General features: G+C 51.0%; 15 protein-coding genes and 1 tRNA gene. 10 read left to right on the forward strand and 6 right to left on the reverse strand.

Annotation, left to right across the window (positions count from 1 at the left end; genetic code table 11):
* Window positions 1–180: 180 nt before the first annotated feature.
* The 5 genes from FDX19_RS20035 (at window position 181) to yejF (ending at window position 7,365) form a co-directional block, all read left to right on the forward strand.
* Window positions 181–1,740, forward strand: a complete 1,560-nt coding sequence (locus FDX19_RS20035) for a cyclic di-GMP phosphodiesterase (RefSeq protein ID WP_137384088.1) — start codon at window positions 181–183, stop codon at window positions 1,738–1,740.
* A gap of 99 nt (window positions 1,741–1,839) precedes the next feature.
* Window positions 1,840–3,654, forward strand: a complete 1,815-nt coding sequence (locus FDX19_RS20040; RefSeq protein WP_137384089.1) for an extracellular solute-binding protein — start codon at window positions 1,840–1,842, stop codon at window positions 3,652–3,654.
* Window positions 3,655–4,749: a microcin C ABC transporter permease YejB gene (locus FDX19_RS20045; protein ID WP_137384090.1), complete on the forward strand. Its 1,095-nt coding sequence runs from the start codon at window positions 3,655–3,657 to the stop codon at window positions 4,747–4,749. It begins immediately after the preceding gene.
* The gene (locus tag FDX19_RS20050; RefSeq protein WP_137384091.1) at window positions 4,749–5,774 is read left to right on the forward strand and encodes an ABC transporter permease; all 1,026 of its coding nucleotides are present in this window, start codon (window positions 4,749–4,751) and stop codon (window positions 5,772–5,774) included. Before FDX19_RS20045 ends, FDX19_RS20050 begins: the two co-directional genes overlap by 1 nt.
* A gap of 1 nt (window position 5,775) precedes the next feature.
* Complete coding sequence (yejF, locus tag FDX19_RS20055; protein ID WP_137384092.1) at window positions 5,776–7,365, forward strand: microcin C ABC transporter ATP-binding protein YejF; 1,590 nt, start codon at window positions 5,776–5,778, stop codon at window positions 7,363–7,365.
* 3 nt (window positions 7,366–7,368) lie between these two features.
* Here yejF and FDX19_RS20060 read toward each other — a convergent pair whose 3' ends face one another.
* The 3 genes from FDX19_RS20060 to rsuA all read right to left on the reverse strand — a co-directional run bounded on the left by FDX19_RS20060 (window position 7,369) and on the right by rsuA (window position 9,960).
* Entirely contained in the window at window positions 7,369–7,713 is a 345-nt protein-coding gene (locus FDX19_RS20060) for a YejG family protein (protein ID WP_137384093.1), read from the reverse strand.
* Between the two features lie 333 nt (window positions 7,714–8,046).
* The gene (locus FDX19_RS20070) at window positions 8,047–9,237 is read right to left on the reverse strand and encodes a Bcr/CflA family multidrug efflux MFS transporter (RefSeq protein ID WP_137384094.1); all 1,191 of its coding nucleotides are present in this window, start codon (window positions 9,235–9,237) and stop codon (window positions 8,047–8,049) included.
* Window positions 9,238–9,252: 15 nt separating this feature from the next.
* Complete coding sequence (rsuA, locus tag FDX19_RS20075; protein ID WP_137384095.1) at window positions 9,253–9,960, reverse strand: 16S rRNA pseudouridine(516) synthase RsuA; 708 nt, start codon at window positions 9,958–9,960, stop codon at window positions 9,253–9,255.
* Window positions 9,961–10,111: 151 nt separating this feature from the next.
* Between rsuA and FDX19_RS20080 the strand changes: the two genes are divergently transcribed.
* Together FDX19_RS20080 and rplY are read left to right on the forward strand one after the other, a co-directional pair.
* Complete coding sequence (locus FDX19_RS20080; protein WP_137384096.1) at window positions 10,112–11,872, forward strand: DEAD/DEAH box helicase; 1,761 nt, start codon at window positions 10,112–10,114, stop codon at window positions 11,870–11,872.
* Between the two features lie 124 nt (window positions 11,873–11,996).
* On the forward strand, window positions 11,997–12,281 hold the full coding sequence (rplY, locus tag FDX19_RS20085) for a 50S ribosomal protein L25 (protein ID WP_137384097.1): 285 nt from the start codon (window positions 11,997–11,999) through the stop codon (window positions 12,279–12,281).
* 121 nt (window positions 12,282–12,402) lie between these two features.
* On the opposite strand, the gene yejK is transcribed toward rplY, so the two are convergent.
* Complete coding sequence (yejK, locus tag FDX19_RS20090; protein WP_005129293.1) at window positions 12,403–13,410, reverse strand: nucleoid-associated protein YejK; 1,008 nt, start codon at window positions 13,408–13,410, stop codon at window positions 12,403–12,405.
* A gap of 134 nt (window positions 13,411–13,544) precedes the next feature.
* Here yejK and FDX19_RS20095 point away from each other — a divergent pair, with 134 nt between their 5' ends.
* From FDX19_RS20095 to FDX19_RS20105, 3 genes are all read left to right on the forward strand, one after another.
* The gene (locus FDX19_RS20095; RefSeq protein ID WP_003027506.1) at window positions 13,545–13,772 is read left to right on the forward strand and encodes a YejL family protein; all 228 of its coding nucleotides are present in this window, start codon (window positions 13,545–13,547) and stop codon (window positions 13,770–13,772) included.
* 31 nt (window positions 13,773–13,803) lie between these two features.
* The gene (gene yejM, locus FDX19_RS20100) at window positions 13,804–15,564 is read left to right on the forward strand and encodes an LPS biosynthesis-modulating metalloenzyme YejM (RefSeq protein ID WP_137384098.1); all 1,761 of its coding nucleotides are present in this window, start codon (window positions 13,804–13,806) and stop codon (window positions 15,562–15,564) included.
* 75 nt (window positions 15,565–15,639) lie between these two features.
* A tRNA-Pro gene (locus FDX19_RS20105) sits at window positions 15,640–15,716 on the forward strand.
* 274 nt (window positions 15,717–15,990) lie between these two features.
* Here FDX19_RS20105 and FDX19_RS20110 read toward each other — a convergent pair.
* The gene (locus tag FDX19_RS20110) at window positions 15,991–16,209 is read right to left on the reverse strand and encodes a hypothetical protein (protein ID WP_137384099.1); all 219 of its coding nucleotides are present in this window, start codon (window positions 16,207–16,209) and stop codon (window positions 15,991–15,993) included.
* A complete protein-coding gene (locus tag FDX19_RS25365) occupies window positions 16,206–16,592 on the reverse strand; it encodes a hypothetical protein (RefSeq protein ID WP_212734724.1) in 387 nt (128 codons plus the stop codon). Before FDX19_RS25365 ends, FDX19_RS20110 begins: the two co-directional genes overlap by 4 nt.
* Window positions 16,593–16,613: the final 21 nt, after the last annotated feature.

Consider the following 16,613-nt stretch of genomic DNA (forward strand, 5'->3'; position numbering starts at 1 on the left):
TCGTTTGGCAGCTATCCCTTGGCTATCCTGATGAGACTTATCAAAAGCACTGCTTCGGCAGTGCTTTTTGCGCTGCGCTATGTTTAAGAAAAATCTCACTATACGGATCAATCCAGGTTATAGTTTTACAGATCAAGCCGTTTAATAATAAGCAGATACCCCAGGTAAACATAAGGAACTATGTTCAGACGTCCTTCATCTTCCAGTCGAAATGTCCTTTTTACCTGTATTTTTACGGGGGTAGTCGTCGCGGTACTTGTCAGCACCCTGCAGTTTTTTGCCACCTGGCACAAACGAGATGTTAAGTACGAAACACTTCTTTCCGATATCGAGTATTACATCAGCAGTTATCTCTCAGACCTCAAAAGCACAACAGATGCCCTGCAGCCGCTAGTCTCATACAATTGCCAACAAGTTGCCGCCAGGCTGACCGCCAGCGCAGCGTTTAACCTCAATGTACGCGCTTTTTTATTGGTAAAAGATGGTATTGCTTTCTGCTCCTCCGCAACTGGCGCGATGGACTCGCCTATTCTGTCGCTGGTTCCGAAGCTGGATCTCAAGCAAGATGTCGATGTGGAATTACTGTCCGGTACCCCGATGATGCCGGACAATCCGGCGATCATGATTTGGCAGCGGAATCCTTCATTTAAGAATAGCGGCGTGTTTTCCTCACTGAATATCAATCTGGCGCCTTACCTGCTCTATACCGCCCGAGAAGATGATTTTGACGGTATTGCAATTATTGTTGGTGATACCGCTATCACGACATTTTCATCCCGACTGATGGACGTCTCCGCGCTGCCGGATACCACCTGGCGCCAGACGACGCTGAAAGGGATCCCGATGAAGATCCGGCTATACGCGCAAGAGTGGACGTACACTGACGTCTGGTATGCCGTCATGTTGGGATGTATGGCCGGGATCATGACCGGGTTGCTTTTGTGGTACTACAACTACGCCGTTCGTTTACGCCCGGGAAAGGATATTCTCAACGCTATCAAGCACGAACAGTTTTATGTGGTCTACCAACCGGTCGTTGAAATGCAGACGCTGGAAGTAAAAGGCGTTGAAGTATTGTTACGCTGGCGTCACCCGACAACAGGTGAGATCCCGCCAGATGCGTTTATTCACTACGCTGAATCACAGCAAATGATCGTGCCGCTGACGCAGCATTTGTTCAAACTGGTGGCCCGTGATGCCCCCGCATTAAAAAACGTGTTACCGCAAGGCGCAAAGCTCGGGCTCAACATCGCCCCAACGCACCTGCATGGTGAGAGCTTTAAAGACGATATTCAGCGCCTGAACGCCTCCCTGCCGCCACACCATTTCCAGGTTGTACTCGAAATCACCGAACGCGATATGCTCAATCAGCATGAAGCATCAAAGCTTTTTGAATGGCTACACGCTGCCGGATTCGAAATTGCAATTGATGATTTCGGCACCGGCCATAGCGCACTCATTTACCTGGAACGCTTTACCGTTGACTATCTGAAAATCGACCGAGGATTTATCAACGCCATTGGGACAGAAACCCTAACGTCTCCGGTACTGGATGCGGTGTTGACACTGTCTAAGCGTCTTAATATGCTGACGGTTGCCGAAGGGGTAGAAACGCCTGAGCAAGCCCGATGGCTGCGCGATCGCGGGGTTCATTTCTTCCAGGGATACTGGATCAGCCGCCCATTAATGCTTGATGATTTTGTGCGTTGGATGGCGCAATACGATAAGCCAACGTGGTGATCACACCAGGCGATTATATATTTTCACTCGCCACCCCAACCGCTATTTCTCGGGCAAGAAGCCTGTCGGGTTGTGGCAGGACAAGGAAACCTCTGTGATATGATGCCTCGCGTACTGCTTCTGTTTATCGCCCTTATCGGGTTTAACGTTGATGCCCAATCCATCAAAGAAAGCTACGCCTTTGCCGTGTTGGGTGAACCCAAGTACGCGTTTAATTTTAATCACTTTGATTATGTAAACCCCGCAGCCCCTAAAGGCGGGCAGCTCACCCTCTCCGCCCTGGGTACCTTCGACAACTTCAACCGCTACTCGATGCGCGGCAACCCTGGCGCACGCACCGAAACGCTCTACGATACGCTGTTTACCACCTCGGATGACGAACCCGGCAGCTACTACCCGCTCATCGCTGACAGAGCGCGTTACGCCGATGATTATTCGTGGGTAGAAATCGCGATTAATCCGCGGGCCCGTTTTCACGATGGTTCCCCTATTACCGCACGCGATGTCGAATTCACCTTCCATAAATTTATGACCGAAGGCGTACCGCAGTTTCGTTTGGTCTACAAAGGGACAACGGTAAAGGCAATTGCCCCGTTAACAGTGCGAATTGAACTCGCCAAACCGGGCAAAGAGGATATGCTCAGCCTGTTTTCCTTACCCGTTATGCCCGAAAAGTACTGGAAAAATCACAAGCTCAGCGACCCCTTGTCGTCGCCACCGCTCGCCAGCGGCCCTTATCGCATCAGTCAATGGAAAATGGGACAGTACATTGTTTATTCGCGCGTTAAAGATTATTGGGCGGCAAACCTGCCCGTCAATCGCGGACGCTGGAACTTTGATACCATCCGCTACGATTACTATTTAGATGATAACGTCGCTTTTGAAGCATTTAAGGCTGGAGCATTCGACCTGCGACTTGAAAACGATGCTAAAAATTGGGCAACCCGTTACACCGGTAAGAATTTCGCGAATCATTACATTGTCAAAGACGAACAAAAGAATGAGTCCGCGCAGGATACACGATGGTTAGCCTTTAATATTCAACGCCCAATGTTTAGTGACCGACGTGTACGGGAAGCCATCACACTGGCCTTTGATTTTGAATGGATGAATAAAGCTCTGTTCTATAACGCCTGGAGCCGGACCAACAGCTATTTTCAGAATACCGAATATGCCGCGACAAAATACCCAGATGCGGATGAACTGGTGATACTCGCGCCTTTGAAAAAAGATATCCCCCCTGAGGTCTTTAGCCAAATATACCAGCCGCCAAAATCAAAAGGCGATGGCTACGATCGTGAAAACCTGTTGAAAGCCGATACGTTACTCCAACAGGCGGGATGGATACTGAAAGGGCAACAACGGATAAATAGCACCAGCGGTAAACCGCTGACCTTCGAGTTATTACTCCCGGCAGGCAGCAACAGCCAGTGGGTATTGCCATTCCAGCACAACCTGCAGCGGTTAGGTATCACGATGAATATCCGCCAGGTCGATAACTCGCAAATCACTAACCGCTTGCGCAGCCGTGACTATGACATGATGCCCAGGCTCTATCGCGCAATGCCGTGGCCAAGCTCAGACCTGCAAATTCTCTGGGCCTCTGAATATATAGACTCCAGCTATAACGCGCCCGGTGTGCAAAGCCCGGTCATTGATAAACTGATTAGCCAGATCATTGCCGCACAAGGGAATAAAGCTAAACTGATCCCGTTGGGGCGGGCACTGGACCGGGTATTAACCTGGAACTACTACATGTTGCCGATGTGGTACATGGCAGAAGATCGTATCGCCTGGTGGGATAAGTTCTCGCATCCGGCTATCCGCCCGATTTATACCATTGGCATCGACAACTGGTGGTATGACGTCAACAAAGCGGCGAAACTTCCCGCAGCCAGACGACAGGGAGAGTAAATGGGCGCTTATCTGATTCGACGTCTGCTGCTGGTGATCCCCACGCTCTGGGCCATCATTACTATCAACTTTTTTATCGTACAGATTGCACCTGGCGGTCCTGTTGAACAGGCCGTCGCCGCCATTGAGTTCGGACAAAGCGGTGCGTTGCCCGGTGCGAGCAGCGAAGGTGTTCGCGCCAGCCACGCGCAAACCGGCGTTGGGAATATCAGCGACAGTAACTACCGTGGCGGCCGGGGCCTTGACCCGGAGGTGATTGCGGAAATTACCCGTCGCTACGGATTCGATAAGCCCATTCATGAACGCTATTTCAAGATGCTCTGGGACTATATCCGCTTTGATTTTGGCGACAGTCTGTTTCGCAGCGCCTCTGTTCTTACGCTAATCAAAGACAGCCTGCCGGTGTCCATTACTCTGGGGCTCTGGAGTACACTCATCATCTATCTGGTGTCGATTCCACTTGGTATCCGCAAAGCAGTCCACAACGGCAGTCGTTTTGACGTCTGGAGCAGTGCTTTCATTATTATCGGCTACGCCATCCCCGCATTCCTGTTCGCGATTTTGCTGATCGTCTTTTTTGCCGGGGGCAGCTATTACGACCTGTTCCCGCTACGCGGACTGGTGTCCGCTAATTTTGACGCCCTGCCCTGGTATCAAAAAATTACCGACTATCTGTGGCACATTACCCTGCCTGTGCTGGCAACCGTGGTGGGTGGGTTCGCCGCGCTGACCATGCTGACTAAAAACTCATTTCTGGATGAGGTACGTAAGCAGTATGTCGTTACTGCGCGTGCCAAAGGCGTTAGTGAGAAAAATATTCTGTGGAAACATGTGTTCCGCAATGCCATGTTGCTGGTAATCGCAGGATTTCCCGCCACATTTATCAGCATGTTTTTCACCGGTTCACTGCTGATTGAAGTGATGTTTTCGCTTAATGGTCTGGGATTATTGGGGTATGAATCTACCGTATCGCGCGACTACCCGGTGATGTTCGGCACACTCTACATCTTCACCCTGATCGGCCTGTTGCTCAATATCCTTAGTGATATCAGCTATACGTTGGTCGATCCTCGTATTGATTTCGAGGGACGCTAATGTCGCGATTAAGCCCCGTCAATCAGGCCCGCTGGGCGCGTTTTCGTCATAACCGCCGCGGCTACTGGTCATTATGGATTTTTTTGGTGTTGTTTGGCCTGAGCATGTGTTCCGAGCTGATCGCGAATGATAAGCCGCTGTTGGTTCGCTATGACGGCAGCTGGTATGTCCCTCTGGTTAAAAACTACAGTGAGAGCGATTTCGGCGGCCCGTTAGCAACAAAGGCTGATTACCAGGATCCATGGCTGCAACACCGTCTGGAGAGCCAGGGTTGGATACTATGGGCCCCCATCCGGTTCGGCGCTACCAGCATCAACTTTGCCACCGATAAGCCCTTCCCTTCTCCGCCCTCTGCGCAAAACTGGCTGGGCACTGACGCAAATGGTGGTGACGTGCTGGCGCGTATCCTTTACGGCACCCGCATTTCAATTCTGTTTGGCTTGATGCTGACCCTGTGTTCCAGCGTCATGGGGGTGATGGCCGGCGCACTACAGGGCTATTATGGCGGTAAGGTTGACCTGTGGGGGCAACGGTTCATCGAAGTGTGGTCTGGTATGCCAACGCTGTTTCTGATTATTTTGCTATCCAGTGTCGTTCAGCCTAACTTCTGGTGGCTCTTAGCGATCACCGTGCTGTTTGGCTGGATGAGCCTGGTTGGCGTGGTACGCGCGGAATTTCTGCGCACCCGCAACTTTGATTACATTCGCGCAGCGCAAGCGCTCGGGGTTAGCGATCGCAGTATTATTTTGCGTCATATGTTGCCGAATGCGATGGTTGCCGCCCTGACCTTTTTACCGTTTATTTTATGCGCCTCAATCACCACGCTCACCTCATTGGATTTTCTCGGGTTCGGATTACCGCTCGGCTCTCCATCACTGGGAGAATTGCTGTTGCAGGGTAAAAATAACCTTCAGGCCCCGTGGCTTGGGATCACCGCGTTTGTCTCCGTTGCCCTCTTATTATCGCTACTGATTTTTATTGGTGAAGCGGTACGCGACGCATTTGATCCCAATAAGGCGATTTAAGATGACACAACCTCTGTTAGCCATTGAGAATTTATCGGTTGGTTTTCGTCAACAAGAGACCGTGCGCACCGTGGTCAATACCCTCTCACTACGGGTTGATGCCGGACAAACGCTGGCGCTGGTGGGTGAATCTGGTTCAGGTAAGAGCGTCACCGCGCTTTCGGTGTTGCGTCTGTTGCCCACGCCGCCTGCGGTGTACCTCTCCGGTGATATCCGCTTTCACGGTGAATCATTACTTCACGCTAACGAGCAGACGCTGCGCGGTGTACGGGGAAATAAAATTGCCATGATTTTCCAGGAACCCATGGTGTCGTTGAACCCATTGCATAACCTTGAAAAACAGCTCTATGAAGTCCTGTCTTTGCATAGGGGAATGCGTCGGGAAGCCGCACGGGCAGAAATTCTGACCTGTCTGGATCGGGTAGGCATTCGCCATGCAGCGAAACGCCTTACAGATTATCCGCACCAGCTTTCCGGCGGCGAGCGCCAGCGCGTAATGATTGCTATGGCGTTGTTAACCCGCCCGGAGCTGCTCATTGCTGACGAACCCACAACCGCGCTGGATGTCTCTGTGCAGGCGCAAATTCTGCAACTGCTGCGAGAATTGCAGCGTGAGCTGAACATGGGATTGCTGTTCATCACCCATAACCTCAGCATCGTGAGAAAGCTGGCCGATTCCATTGCCGTCATGCAGAACGGTCAATGCGTTGAACAAAATCGTGCCGAGCCACTGCTTGCCGCGCCAACCCATTCCTACACACAGAAACTGTTAAATAGCGAACCCTCCGGCGATCCCGTCCCTTTACCCGCCGGACAACCGCCATTACTGGAAGTGAATGGGCTGAGCGTCGCCTTTCCTGTACGTAAGGGTATCCTCAAGCGCGTGGTGGATCATAACGTGGTGGTTAACAACGTCAGCTTTGCCCTCAGGCCCGGTGAAACATTGGGGCTGGTGGGCGAATCAGGGTCCGGGAAAAGTACCACCGGTCTGGCGCTGCTGCGATTAATCACATCGCAGGGCAGTATCGTGTTCGATGGTCTGGCGCTGCATACCTTAAACCGTCGCCAACTGTTGCCAGTACGTCACCGCATTCAGGTTGTCTTTCAGGACCCCAACTCTTCACTGAATCCGCGTTTGAGCGTATTACAAATTATTGAAGAGGGATTGCGCGTTCACCAGCCAACGCTTTCCGCTGACCAGCGTGAAGCGCAGGTAAAAGCAGTGATGGCTGAAGTCGGACTCGATAGCGAGACCCGCCATCGTTATCCTGCAGAGTTTTCCGGTGGTCAACGCCAGCGCATAGCCATTGCCAGGGCATTGATTCTCAAACCCTCGCTGATCATTCTGGATGAGCCGACATCCTCGCTCGACAGAACCGTACAGGCGCAAATCCTCACGCTGTTAAAGTCCTTACAGGAAAAGCATCGTCTGGCCTATATCTTTATCAGCCATGATTTGCATGTCGTACGTGCGTTATGCCATCAGGTTATTGTGTTGCGGCAGGGAGAAGTCGTGGAACAGGGGCAATGCGAGCACGTATTTAACGCGCCACAACAGGCCTATACGCGTCAGCTGCTCGCGCTAAGCTGACGCTCAAAATGGATTGTTATTTGAAAAAGGTTCTGCGATGGCCACGCCGAAATTTTTCAGCCTGCAGGTCGCGGCAAACTCATCCTGGCGATTTACAAACAGGCACGGTTCCCCTTCACATTCCAGTACGGAACAAGGAACTTCGATATCACTAAGCGCCTGACTGAGTTTATGCATGACCGACCACGCACTGTCGCCATCGGGACTGAGTAATTTTAGCGCTACCAGGCTATTTTCTGTACTTTGGCCGTTTTGCGGAATCGGTTCAACTTTTGAGCCTGCGAAACCCACCGACCAACGATAGCACTGCGGCAGACGATGAACGATTGAGAGTTGTAATGTCATCACTTTCTTTCCCTGGAAGTACAGTTACTTCACAATTATTTTACATCAATATTAACACATCATTGACAATACGTCTTTAGACAGTTGGTAAACGTTTACACCCTGTCTTTAAGCCGCTTTCCGAACCCCGTATTTAAATTTATTCAATGGGTACGGCATGTTTCCGCGCTATATGTACGCGTTTCTGCGATCTAACTCAACCTTTTTAACTACAATGATGTGACTTTTTACATAAATTGATTTTACATAAAATAAACATTACTGGGGGGAATGATGGATTTGCGGTTGATATGCATCAACTCCGGAGGCGTTATAGCCCCCAGGTTGTGTATTAGATCACCGTTTTTTGCTGCGACTGGCGTAGAGATAGAAGAGAATTGAGCTGGTGGCGCAAAACGCAATCGACCAAATCATTGGCCAGGCTGAGTTAAAGGTCGCCAGTGACAAGAGCGCGCCAACAATCGCGCCGATACCAAAACGAAACGTCCCCGCCAACGATGAGGCCGTCCCGGCCATGTGCGGAAACTCATCCAGAATGACCGCCATCGCATTTGATGACACCATCGACACGCAACCTACAAACGCCGCAACACCGACAACCAGAGCCCAGAATCCAACGCCGAACAGCGCGCTGAATACCATCCAGCCCGCCATCACAAACTGGATCCACAGCCCGGTACGGAACATATTTAGTGCGCCAACCCGACGAACAAAGCGACTGTTAATGATTGTCATCACAAACAGGAAAACGATGTTCAGTGCAAAGTAATAACCGAAGTGCTGCGGTGAAACATGGTTGATTTCAATGTAGACAAAGGGACCTGCGCTCAGGAAAGAAAACATCCCTGCAAAGCTAAACCCACTGGCCAGCATGTAACTCAGGACGCGCTTGTGGCGAAACAGGGAGGCAAAGTTGCCCAGAGTAGTACGCAAGCGAAACGGCTGACGACGCTCAACGGGCAAGGTCTCTTTGATCAGCGTAAAGATCATCACCGAGGCCAGAATCGCCGCCACAGCGAGGATCCAGAAGATATAGTGCCAGCTCAGCCATACCAGCACCCAACCGCCCACAATAGGTGCCATCAGTGGTGCAATCGTCGTCACCAGCATGACAAATGACATCATGCGCGAGAACTCTTCCTTCGGATAGATGTCGCGCATCAGGGCATTGATGACCACGCTTGCCGCCGCGGCCGCCAGACCGTGGAAGAAACGCATAGTGATCAACTGATCGATAGTTTGCGCCAGCGCACAAGCGACCGCTGCCGCCGCAAACACCAGGGTCCCTCCCAGTATCACCGGTTTACGCCCGATGCTGTCGGCCATCGGACCATAGATCAACTGCCCCACCGCGAACCCCAGAATATAGGTACTGAGGGTCATTTGCGCGCTGCCTGCCGGCACGCCAAATTGAGCAGAGATCACCGGCAGTGCCGGAAGATACATATCGATCGACAACGGCATCAACATGGCCAACAAGCCAAGGATAAAAACAATGGCAATTGAAGAGTTCTGCCGGGTGGTCACATTTAGCTCCTGATATTAACGCGGGGTTAAGTTAACGCTGGCGATTTCTTCTTCAGTCAATGGACGGTATTCACCGGGCTCCAGATCCTCATCAAGTTTGATGGCACCGATGCGTTCACGATGCAGTTCCACAACGTGATTCCCGACAGCGGCAAACATGCGTTTAACCTGATGATAGCGCCCTTCACTGATGGTCAAACGTACCTGAGTCGGCGTAATCACTTCCAGCACTGCCGGCTTCGTCAGATCTTTCTCGTTATGCAATTGCACACCGCGGGCAAACTGCTCAGCGGTATCGTCTGCCACCGGTGATTCCAGCGTCACCCGATAAGTCTTCTCACAATGGTGACGCGGAGAGGTAATGCGATGCGACCACTGACCGTCGTCGGTCATTAACACCAGCCCGGTGGTGTCGATATCCAGACGTCCTGCCGCATGCAGTTTGTGCGCGACAGGTTCATCGAGAAAATAGAGAACGGTCGGGTGATCCGGGTCATCCGTGGAGCAAACATAGCCCTGAGGCTTATTCAGCATAAAATAGCGTGGACCCGTCTGTTGAACCAGAGAATTGCCGTCATATTCAACGTCATGTTCTGGCAGCAGCTTAAAGGCGCTATTTCTGACGATTTCGCCGTCGACGGTAACACGGTTACCACGGATCTCACGCCCGGCAATAGCGCGGCTGACGCCGAGTTGCTGAGCGATAAATTTATCAAGTCGCATGAGTGTGATTTTGCCTGTAACAATACGGAAATCGGGCGTTATGCCCGAAAAGTGGAGCCGTTTTCCGCTCAGTATAACGAGCTAACAACTTCCCTCAAGGGAAAAAGATTCGTGGCATACTATACGCGAGACTGTTACATATTGTGAGCCCATGATTTTTACTCTTCGTCCCTACCAAAAAGAAGCCGTGGATGCCACGCTCAACCATTTTCGCCATCACCGCACGCCGGCAGTTATCGTCCTCCCCACAGGCGCGGGCAAAAGCCTGGTGATTGCTGAACTGGCGCGGGTTGCACGTGGGCGCGTATTGGTGCTGGCACATGTCAAAGAGCTGGTTGCGCAGAATCATGCCAAGTACTGCGCTCTGGGGTTGGAAGCCGATATCTTTGCCGCCGGGTTAAAGCGCAAAGAGAGCCACGGGAAAGTGGTTTTTGGCAGCGTTCAGTCGGTGGCACGTAATCTGGACGCCTTCCAGGGCGAATTCTCCCTGCTCATCGTCGATGAATGCCATCGCATTGGTGATGATGAAGAGAGCCAGTATCAACAGATCCTGACGCACCTGACCAACGTAAACCCTCATCTACGCCTGCTCGGGCTCACCGCCACGCCTTTTCGCCTGGGCAAAGGCTGGATTTATCATTTTCATTATCATGGTATGGTGCGCGGCGATGAAAAAGCGCTGTTTCGCGACTGCATTTATGAATTACCGCTGCGCTACATGATTAAACACGGCTACCTGACGCCGCCAGAACGCCTCGATATGCCGGTCGTGCAGTATGACTTTAGCCGCCTGCAGGCGCAGAGTAATGGCCTGTTTAGCGAAGCGGATCTGAATCAGGAGCTAAAAAAGCAGCAGCGAATAACACCGCATATCATCAGTCAGATTGTCGAGTTTGCTCAGACGCGCAAAGGCGTCATGATATTTGCCGCCACCGTTGAGCACGCCAAAGAGATTGTCGGCCTGCTCCCTGCTGATGATGCGGCGCTTATCACCGGAGAGACACCGGGATCGGAACGTGATGTATTAATCGAAGACTTCAAATCACAGCGCTTTCGCTATTTGGTTAACGTTGCGGTCTTAACCACCGGATTTGACGCCCCACATGTCGATCTGATAGCCATCCTGCGCCCAACCGAGTCGGTCAGCTTGTACCAACAAATCGTTGGACGCGGGTTGCGCCTGGCACCGGGGAAAACGGACTGTCTGATCCTTGATTACGCCGGGAATCCGCACGATCTGTACGCACCGGAAGTGGGTGCACCGAAAGGGAAAAGCGACAACGTTCCGGTACAGGTATTCTGCCCTGCCTGCGGATTTGCTAACACGTTCTGGGGGAAAACAACCGCTGATGGCACGCTGATCGAACACTTTGGCCGTCGCTGCCAGGGATGGTTTGAAGATGATGACGGTCATCGCGAGCAGTGCGATTTCCGCTTTCGTTTTAAAAACTGTCCGCAGTGTAATGCGGAAAATGATATTGCCGCTCGCCGCTGTCGCGAGTGCGATACGATACTGGTCGATCCGGATGATATGCTGAAAGCCGCGCTCAGGCTCAAAGATGCGCTGGTTCTGCGCTGTAGCGGCATGGTGTTACAGAACGGCGAGGATGAAAAAGGCGAATGGTTGAAAATCACCTATTACGATGAAGATGGTGCCGACGTCAGCGAGCGTTTTCGTTTACACACGCCCGCGCAGCGAACGGCCTTTGAGCAGCTGTTTATTCGCCCACATACCCGTACCCCCGGCGTGCCCTTACGCTGGATAACCGCCGCCGATATCCTCGCCCAACAGGCCCTGCTGCGGTATCCTGATTTTGTGGTGGCGCGCATGAAAGGCCAGTACTGGCAGGTACGTGAAAAAGTCTTCGACTATGAAGGTCGTTTCCGGCGGGCACATGAATTACGCGGTTAATCGTACTTTTGATTGATGTGCCAGCCGTTTGAGTATAGAATCTCGCCCGCTTTTGCATACGCAAAGCAGATCACTTACCTGTTGCTGGGTCGCCTGTAGCAGGAATTATTAAAGAGAGATTTAAATGTTTACTATCAACGCTGAAGTACGTAAAGAGCAGGGTAAGGGTGCGAGCCGCCGCCTGCGTGCCGCTAACAAGTTCCCGGCAATCATCTACGGTGGCGCAGAAGCCCCGGTTGCTATCGAACTGGATCACGATGCAGTTATGAACATGCAAGCTAAAGCTGAATTTTACAGCGAAGTTCTGACCCTCGTTGTTGACGGTAAAGAAGTTAAAGTTAAAGCTCAGGCTGTACAGCGTCATCCGTTCAAGCCGAAGCTGTCTCACATCGACTTCGTTCGCGCGTAATCGCCAACAAGTTGAAGAAAAACCCCGCCTCGGCGGGGTTTTTTTATGGGCGTTGTTTATCGATGGCGACAAAACCAAAGGCCGGATAAGGCGATTAAACCGCCATCCGGCATCAACGAGATTACTTTCCGCCTGATGTGCGACGCTGGAGCTGATCGCGCAGATTCGGCGGCGTACCTTTGATGGTCAAGGTGTCTGTCGCCGGGTCCCAGAAAATACGCTCGCCCAATAGCATGGCATCGAAGTTAATCGTCAATCCGCCGCCGCTTCCGGCAAATTTCGTTAACTGACGCAGCGTACTGCGATCTGCCGGGAAGCTCTCCTCCAGCTCATACCCTTTATCAGCGGTAAACTCACTAAAGCTGACTTCACTGACGCCGGAAAGCTCTTTGGACAGCGACTCCAGTTCGATCTCTTCGCCTGCCTGCAGCTGCTCGTTACAGTAGCTGTAGACCTGCTGGCGCACGTTCTGACGCTCAGCTTTATCGAGCTGCGCCTCAGCGGTAAAGTCGTCCACGGCCTGCAGCAGGCCACGGTTTTGCGCTTTGGCATTCAGACCTTCGCTGGCGCCGAGGAAATCCATAAAGAAATCGGCAACTTTACGCCCGACCCGCCCTTTCAGGAACGTCAGGTATCGCGTGGACTCCGGGTTGGTTTCCCACTCGGTTAAATCAATACGCGCGACGATGTCCGCATGATTGATATCCAGATAGTGTGTCGGATTGATATCCAGATTTTCATTGACGCGCATGCTGCTTAAATTATTCAGCACCGCGACCAGAAGATACTCTACCGCCAGATAGCGATAATGGCAGAACAGTACGATACCACCGTCGGCAAAAGGATATTTCGCCAGTTCGTCGCGCAGACGTCCCGTCGCAGCACGACTAAAAGCCAGAAAATCCTCTTCACCCTGGCGCTGTAAGCGCAGCGTTTGCGCCAGCTCGCTCTCTTCGCTAAAGAGGCCATAGGCTTTATTCTTGGCGCTATACACCCGGTGCAACTCAGCCATCATCTCGACAACCGTCGCTGTCGGTTCCAGTAATGAATCGCGCAAGACCAGCTCAAGATTCTGCTCGTCACGTTTGATAAGCTGGTGCAGGGCAATCTGGTTGATATCCAGACTCATGATAAACTCTCCTTTTAGACCGGGCGGTATTCAACCACCTGCCGGGCAGTGACGCAATAGAAGATAAAAAAGCAGAAAAAAAACTGTCTCTACGGTAATATGTTGCCCTTTCATGAACAGACTGATTTCGATTTATGCCACAAATTTCCCGCTATAGTGACGAACACGTTGAACAATTACTGAATGAGATGCTCAACGTACTGGAAAAACATAAGGCACCAACCGATCTTTCCCTGATGGTTTTGGGAAATATGGTGACTAACCTTATCAATACAAGCATCGCACCGGCCCAGCGCCAGGCGATTGCGAACTCTTTTGCCCGCGCATTGCAGTCTTCGGTAAACGACGACCAAGCGCACTAAGAGCCTGCTCCGGGGAAACGAACAACAGTTTATGGTAACTCATCATCAGCGCTACCGTGAGAAAGTCTCCCAGATGGTTAGCTGGGGGCACTGGTTTGCCCTGTTCAACATGTTGTTGGCCATGGTACTCGGTAGCCGTTACCTGTTTGTCGCCGACTGGCCGACAACGCTTGCAGGGCGTGTTTATTCTTACCTGAGCGTTGTCGGGCATTTTAGCTTCCTGGTGTTTGCCACCTATCTGCTAATCCTGTTTCCTCTGACGTTTATCGTCATGTCCCAGAGGCTGATGCGCTTCTTATCAGCCATTCTGGCGACAGCAGGTATGACGCTGTTGTTGATCGACAGCGAAGTGTTCACCCGCTTCCACCTGCATCTCAACCCCATCGTCTGGGAGCTGGTCATTAACCCTGACCAGAATGAAGCGGCTCGCGACTGGCAGCTGATGTTTATCAGCGTGCCAATCATTCTGCTAATCGAAATGCTGTTTGCGACCTGGAGCTGGCAGAAACTGCGCAGCCTGACGCGTCGCCGCCATTTTGCCAAACCGTTAGCAGCATTCTTTTTCGTTTCATTTATCGCCTCACATGTGGTGTACATCTGGGCTGATGCCAACTTCTATCGCCCGATTACCATGCAGCGTGCAAACCTGCCACTTTCCTATCCTATGACCGCACGTAAGTTTCTGGAAAAACATGGTCTATTGGATGCACAAGAGTATCAGCGCCGCCTGATTGAACAGGGTAATCCGGAAGCAGTCTCCGTCCAGTATCCGCTCAGTGAGCTGCGTTACCGCGATATGGGTACGGGTCAGAATGTCCTGCTGATCACCGTTGACGGTCTGAATTACTCGCGCTTTGAACAGCAAATGCCTGCTCTGGCTGAATTTGCCGGACAGAATATCTCCTTTACGCGTCACATGAGTTCGGGAAATACTGCCGACAACGGGATATTTGGCCTGTTTTATGGCGTTTCGCCAAGCTACATGGACGGCATTTTGTCGACCCGAACGCCTGCCGCGCTAATCTCTGCGCTGAATCAACAAGGTTATCAGTTGGGATTGTTCTCCTCTGATGGTTTCACTAGCCCACTGTATCGCCAGGCATTGCTGTCAGACTTCTCGATGCCAAACGTGCAAACGCAATCTGATCAACAAACTGCAAGCCAGTGGATTAACTGGCTGGGCCGCTATGCGCAAGATGATAACCGCTGGTTCTCATGGGTTTCCTTTAACGGAACGAACCTTGATGACAGCAACCAGAAGAATTTTGCCAAACGTTACGCCAGCGCGGCGCAAGATGTGGATGCCAACATCAACCGTATACTCAGCGCACTGCGTGATTCCGGGAAACTGAACAATACGGTAGTCATTATTACCGCAGGCCGCGGCGTGCCGCTGACGCAGGAAGAGAATAACTTCGCCTGGTCGCGTGGCCATCTACAGGTGCCTCTGGTTATTCACTGGCCGGGAACGCCTGCGCAGCGTATTAATAGCCTGACCGATCATACTGACCTGATGACAACACTGATGCAGCGTCTGCTCCACGTCAGTACCCCAGCAAGCGAGTACTCACAGGGTCAGGATTTGTTTAATGCAACACGCCGCCATTACTGGGTCACAGCAGCTGACAGCAGCACAATGGCCATTACCACACCAGAGATGACGCTGGTGCTGAATAACAACGGTAATTACCAGACCTATGATTTACGCGGCGAGAAAATTAAAGATCAGAAACCGCAGCTGAGTTTGCTGCTGCAAGTGCTGACGGATGAGAAACGATTTATCGCTAACTGATTAATTATAAATCAGTTAGCAGTCCATCCTCTTGCATTCGTGGTGGAAAGCAGTAGTATTAGCAGCCATAAGTGTCGGCACGTAGCGCAGCCTGGTAGCGCACTGTCATGGGGTGTCAGGGGTCGGAGGTTCAAATCCTCTCGTGCCGACCAAAAATTCCCAAAAAAACCAACCCTTGTGGTTGGTTTTTTTATGCCTGTTTTCTGTACGGGGAAGCAATGGGGAATTATCGGGGAAAAACCCCGGCGCATCTGTGAAGGATCTTTGGTGAATTTAGGGACCAGTGCATCGCTACGTTTATCGGCATTCTCCAGCTTGATAAGTCATTAGCAGTTGCTAATGACTTATCACCGTTCTTAATTTTCTCAACGGCCTTATCAAGTTTGTCTGAAGATGTTGCACAAAGGAAATTATTCTCAACAACAACTACTTACGATTATATTTTAGTACTTGTAAATAGAGCAGTAGCCAAACTCCTGCCCCTCCCCACACACCAACAATTGCACCAATTTTTCCAGCTAAGATATATTCCGAAAAGGGAACCTCTCCTTTACTGATCAGCCAGGTACTAGCAACCATTCCAATAGAGAACGTAACTGCCAGTATAAACACCAACTTAATAAGTTCTAATAGAGGATGTTTCATTTACTCTCTCCATTAGCTTCTTTTTGCGTCACATTGCCAGTCCATTCTGAGATTACAGAACCACCAAAACCACCCAGTATACCAGGGTATGGGCTCATTTGACTGCCCTGATATATACCGTATCCGATAGACTTTTCCGAATATTTCAGTGAATACTTACTGGCATCCATTCCTGGCTGATTTTTTATATACTGTCGATCTATATCCTCCTTTGTCTGATCAAAAACGCTATATAGTCCTGATAAAAAGGTTGATATACGCAGTAAAGCTGTCTGCATTGCCAACTCATCGTAATTTTTTTGCATTAAAAAACAATTCGATGTCAAGTTAAGGTTTATTATATCTCTTTGAATAATCTCAACTATTGAATAACCTTCTGCCAAATAAAGATCATCTGTATCAAG

It is taken from the genome of Citrobacter sp. wls619, assembly GCF_005281345.1.
GTDB lineage: Bacteria > Pseudomonadota > Gammaproteobacteria > Enterobacterales > Enterobacteriaceae > Citrobacter.

What these genes read in the sequence shown, in the direction of transcription:
- FDX19_RS20110 (WP_137384099.1), bottom strand. Translation starts at nt 16,209, where the DNA reads ATGAAACATCCTCTATTAGAACTTATTAAGTTGGTGTTTATACTGGCA.
- FDX19_RS20045 (WP_137384090.1), top strand. Translation starts at nt 3,655, where the DNA reads ATGGGCGCTTATCTGATTCGACGTCTGCTGCTGGTGATCCCCACGCTC.
- FDX19_RS20095 (WP_003027506.1), top strand. Translation starts at nt 13,545, where the DNA reads ATGCCACAAATTTCCCGCTATAGTGACGAACACGTTGAACAATTACTG.
- FDX19_RS20035 (WP_137384088.1), top strand. Translation starts at nt 181, where the DNA reads ATGTTCAGACGTCCTTCATCTTCCAGTCGAAATGTCCTTTTTACCTGT.
- rsuA (WP_137384095.1), bottom strand. Translation starts at nt 9,960, where the DNA reads ATGCGACTTGATAAATTTATCGCTCAGCAACTCGGCGTCAGCCGCGCT.
- yejK (WP_005129293.1), bottom strand. Translation starts at nt 13,410, where the DNA reads ATGAGTCTGGATATCAACCAGATTGCCCTGCACCAGCTTATCAAACGT.
- FDX19_RS20050 (WP_137384091.1), top strand. Translation starts at nt 4,749, where the DNA reads ATGTCGCGATTAAGCCCCGTCAATCAGGCCCGCTGGGCGCGTTTTCGT.
- yejF (WP_137384092.1), top strand. Translation starts at nt 5,776, where the DNA reads ATGACACAACCTCTGTTAGCCATTGAGAATTTATCGGTTGGTTTTCGT.
- rplY (WP_137384097.1), top strand. Translation starts at nt 11,997, where the DNA reads ATGTTTACTATCAACGCTGAAGTACGTAAAGAGCAGGGTAAGGGTGCG.
- FDX19_RS20040 (WP_137384089.1), top strand. Translation starts at nt 1,840, where the DNA reads ATGATGCCTCGCGTACTGCTTCTGTTTATCGCCCTTATCGGGTTTAAC.
- yejM (WP_137384098.1), top strand. Translation starts at nt 13,804, where the DNA reads ATGGTAACTCATCATCAGCGCTACCGTGAGAAAGTCTCCCAGATGGTT.
- FDX19_RS20080 (WP_137384096.1), top strand. Translation starts at nt 10,112, where the DNA reads ATGATTTTTACTCTTCGTCCCTACCAAAAAGAAGCCGTGGATGCCACG.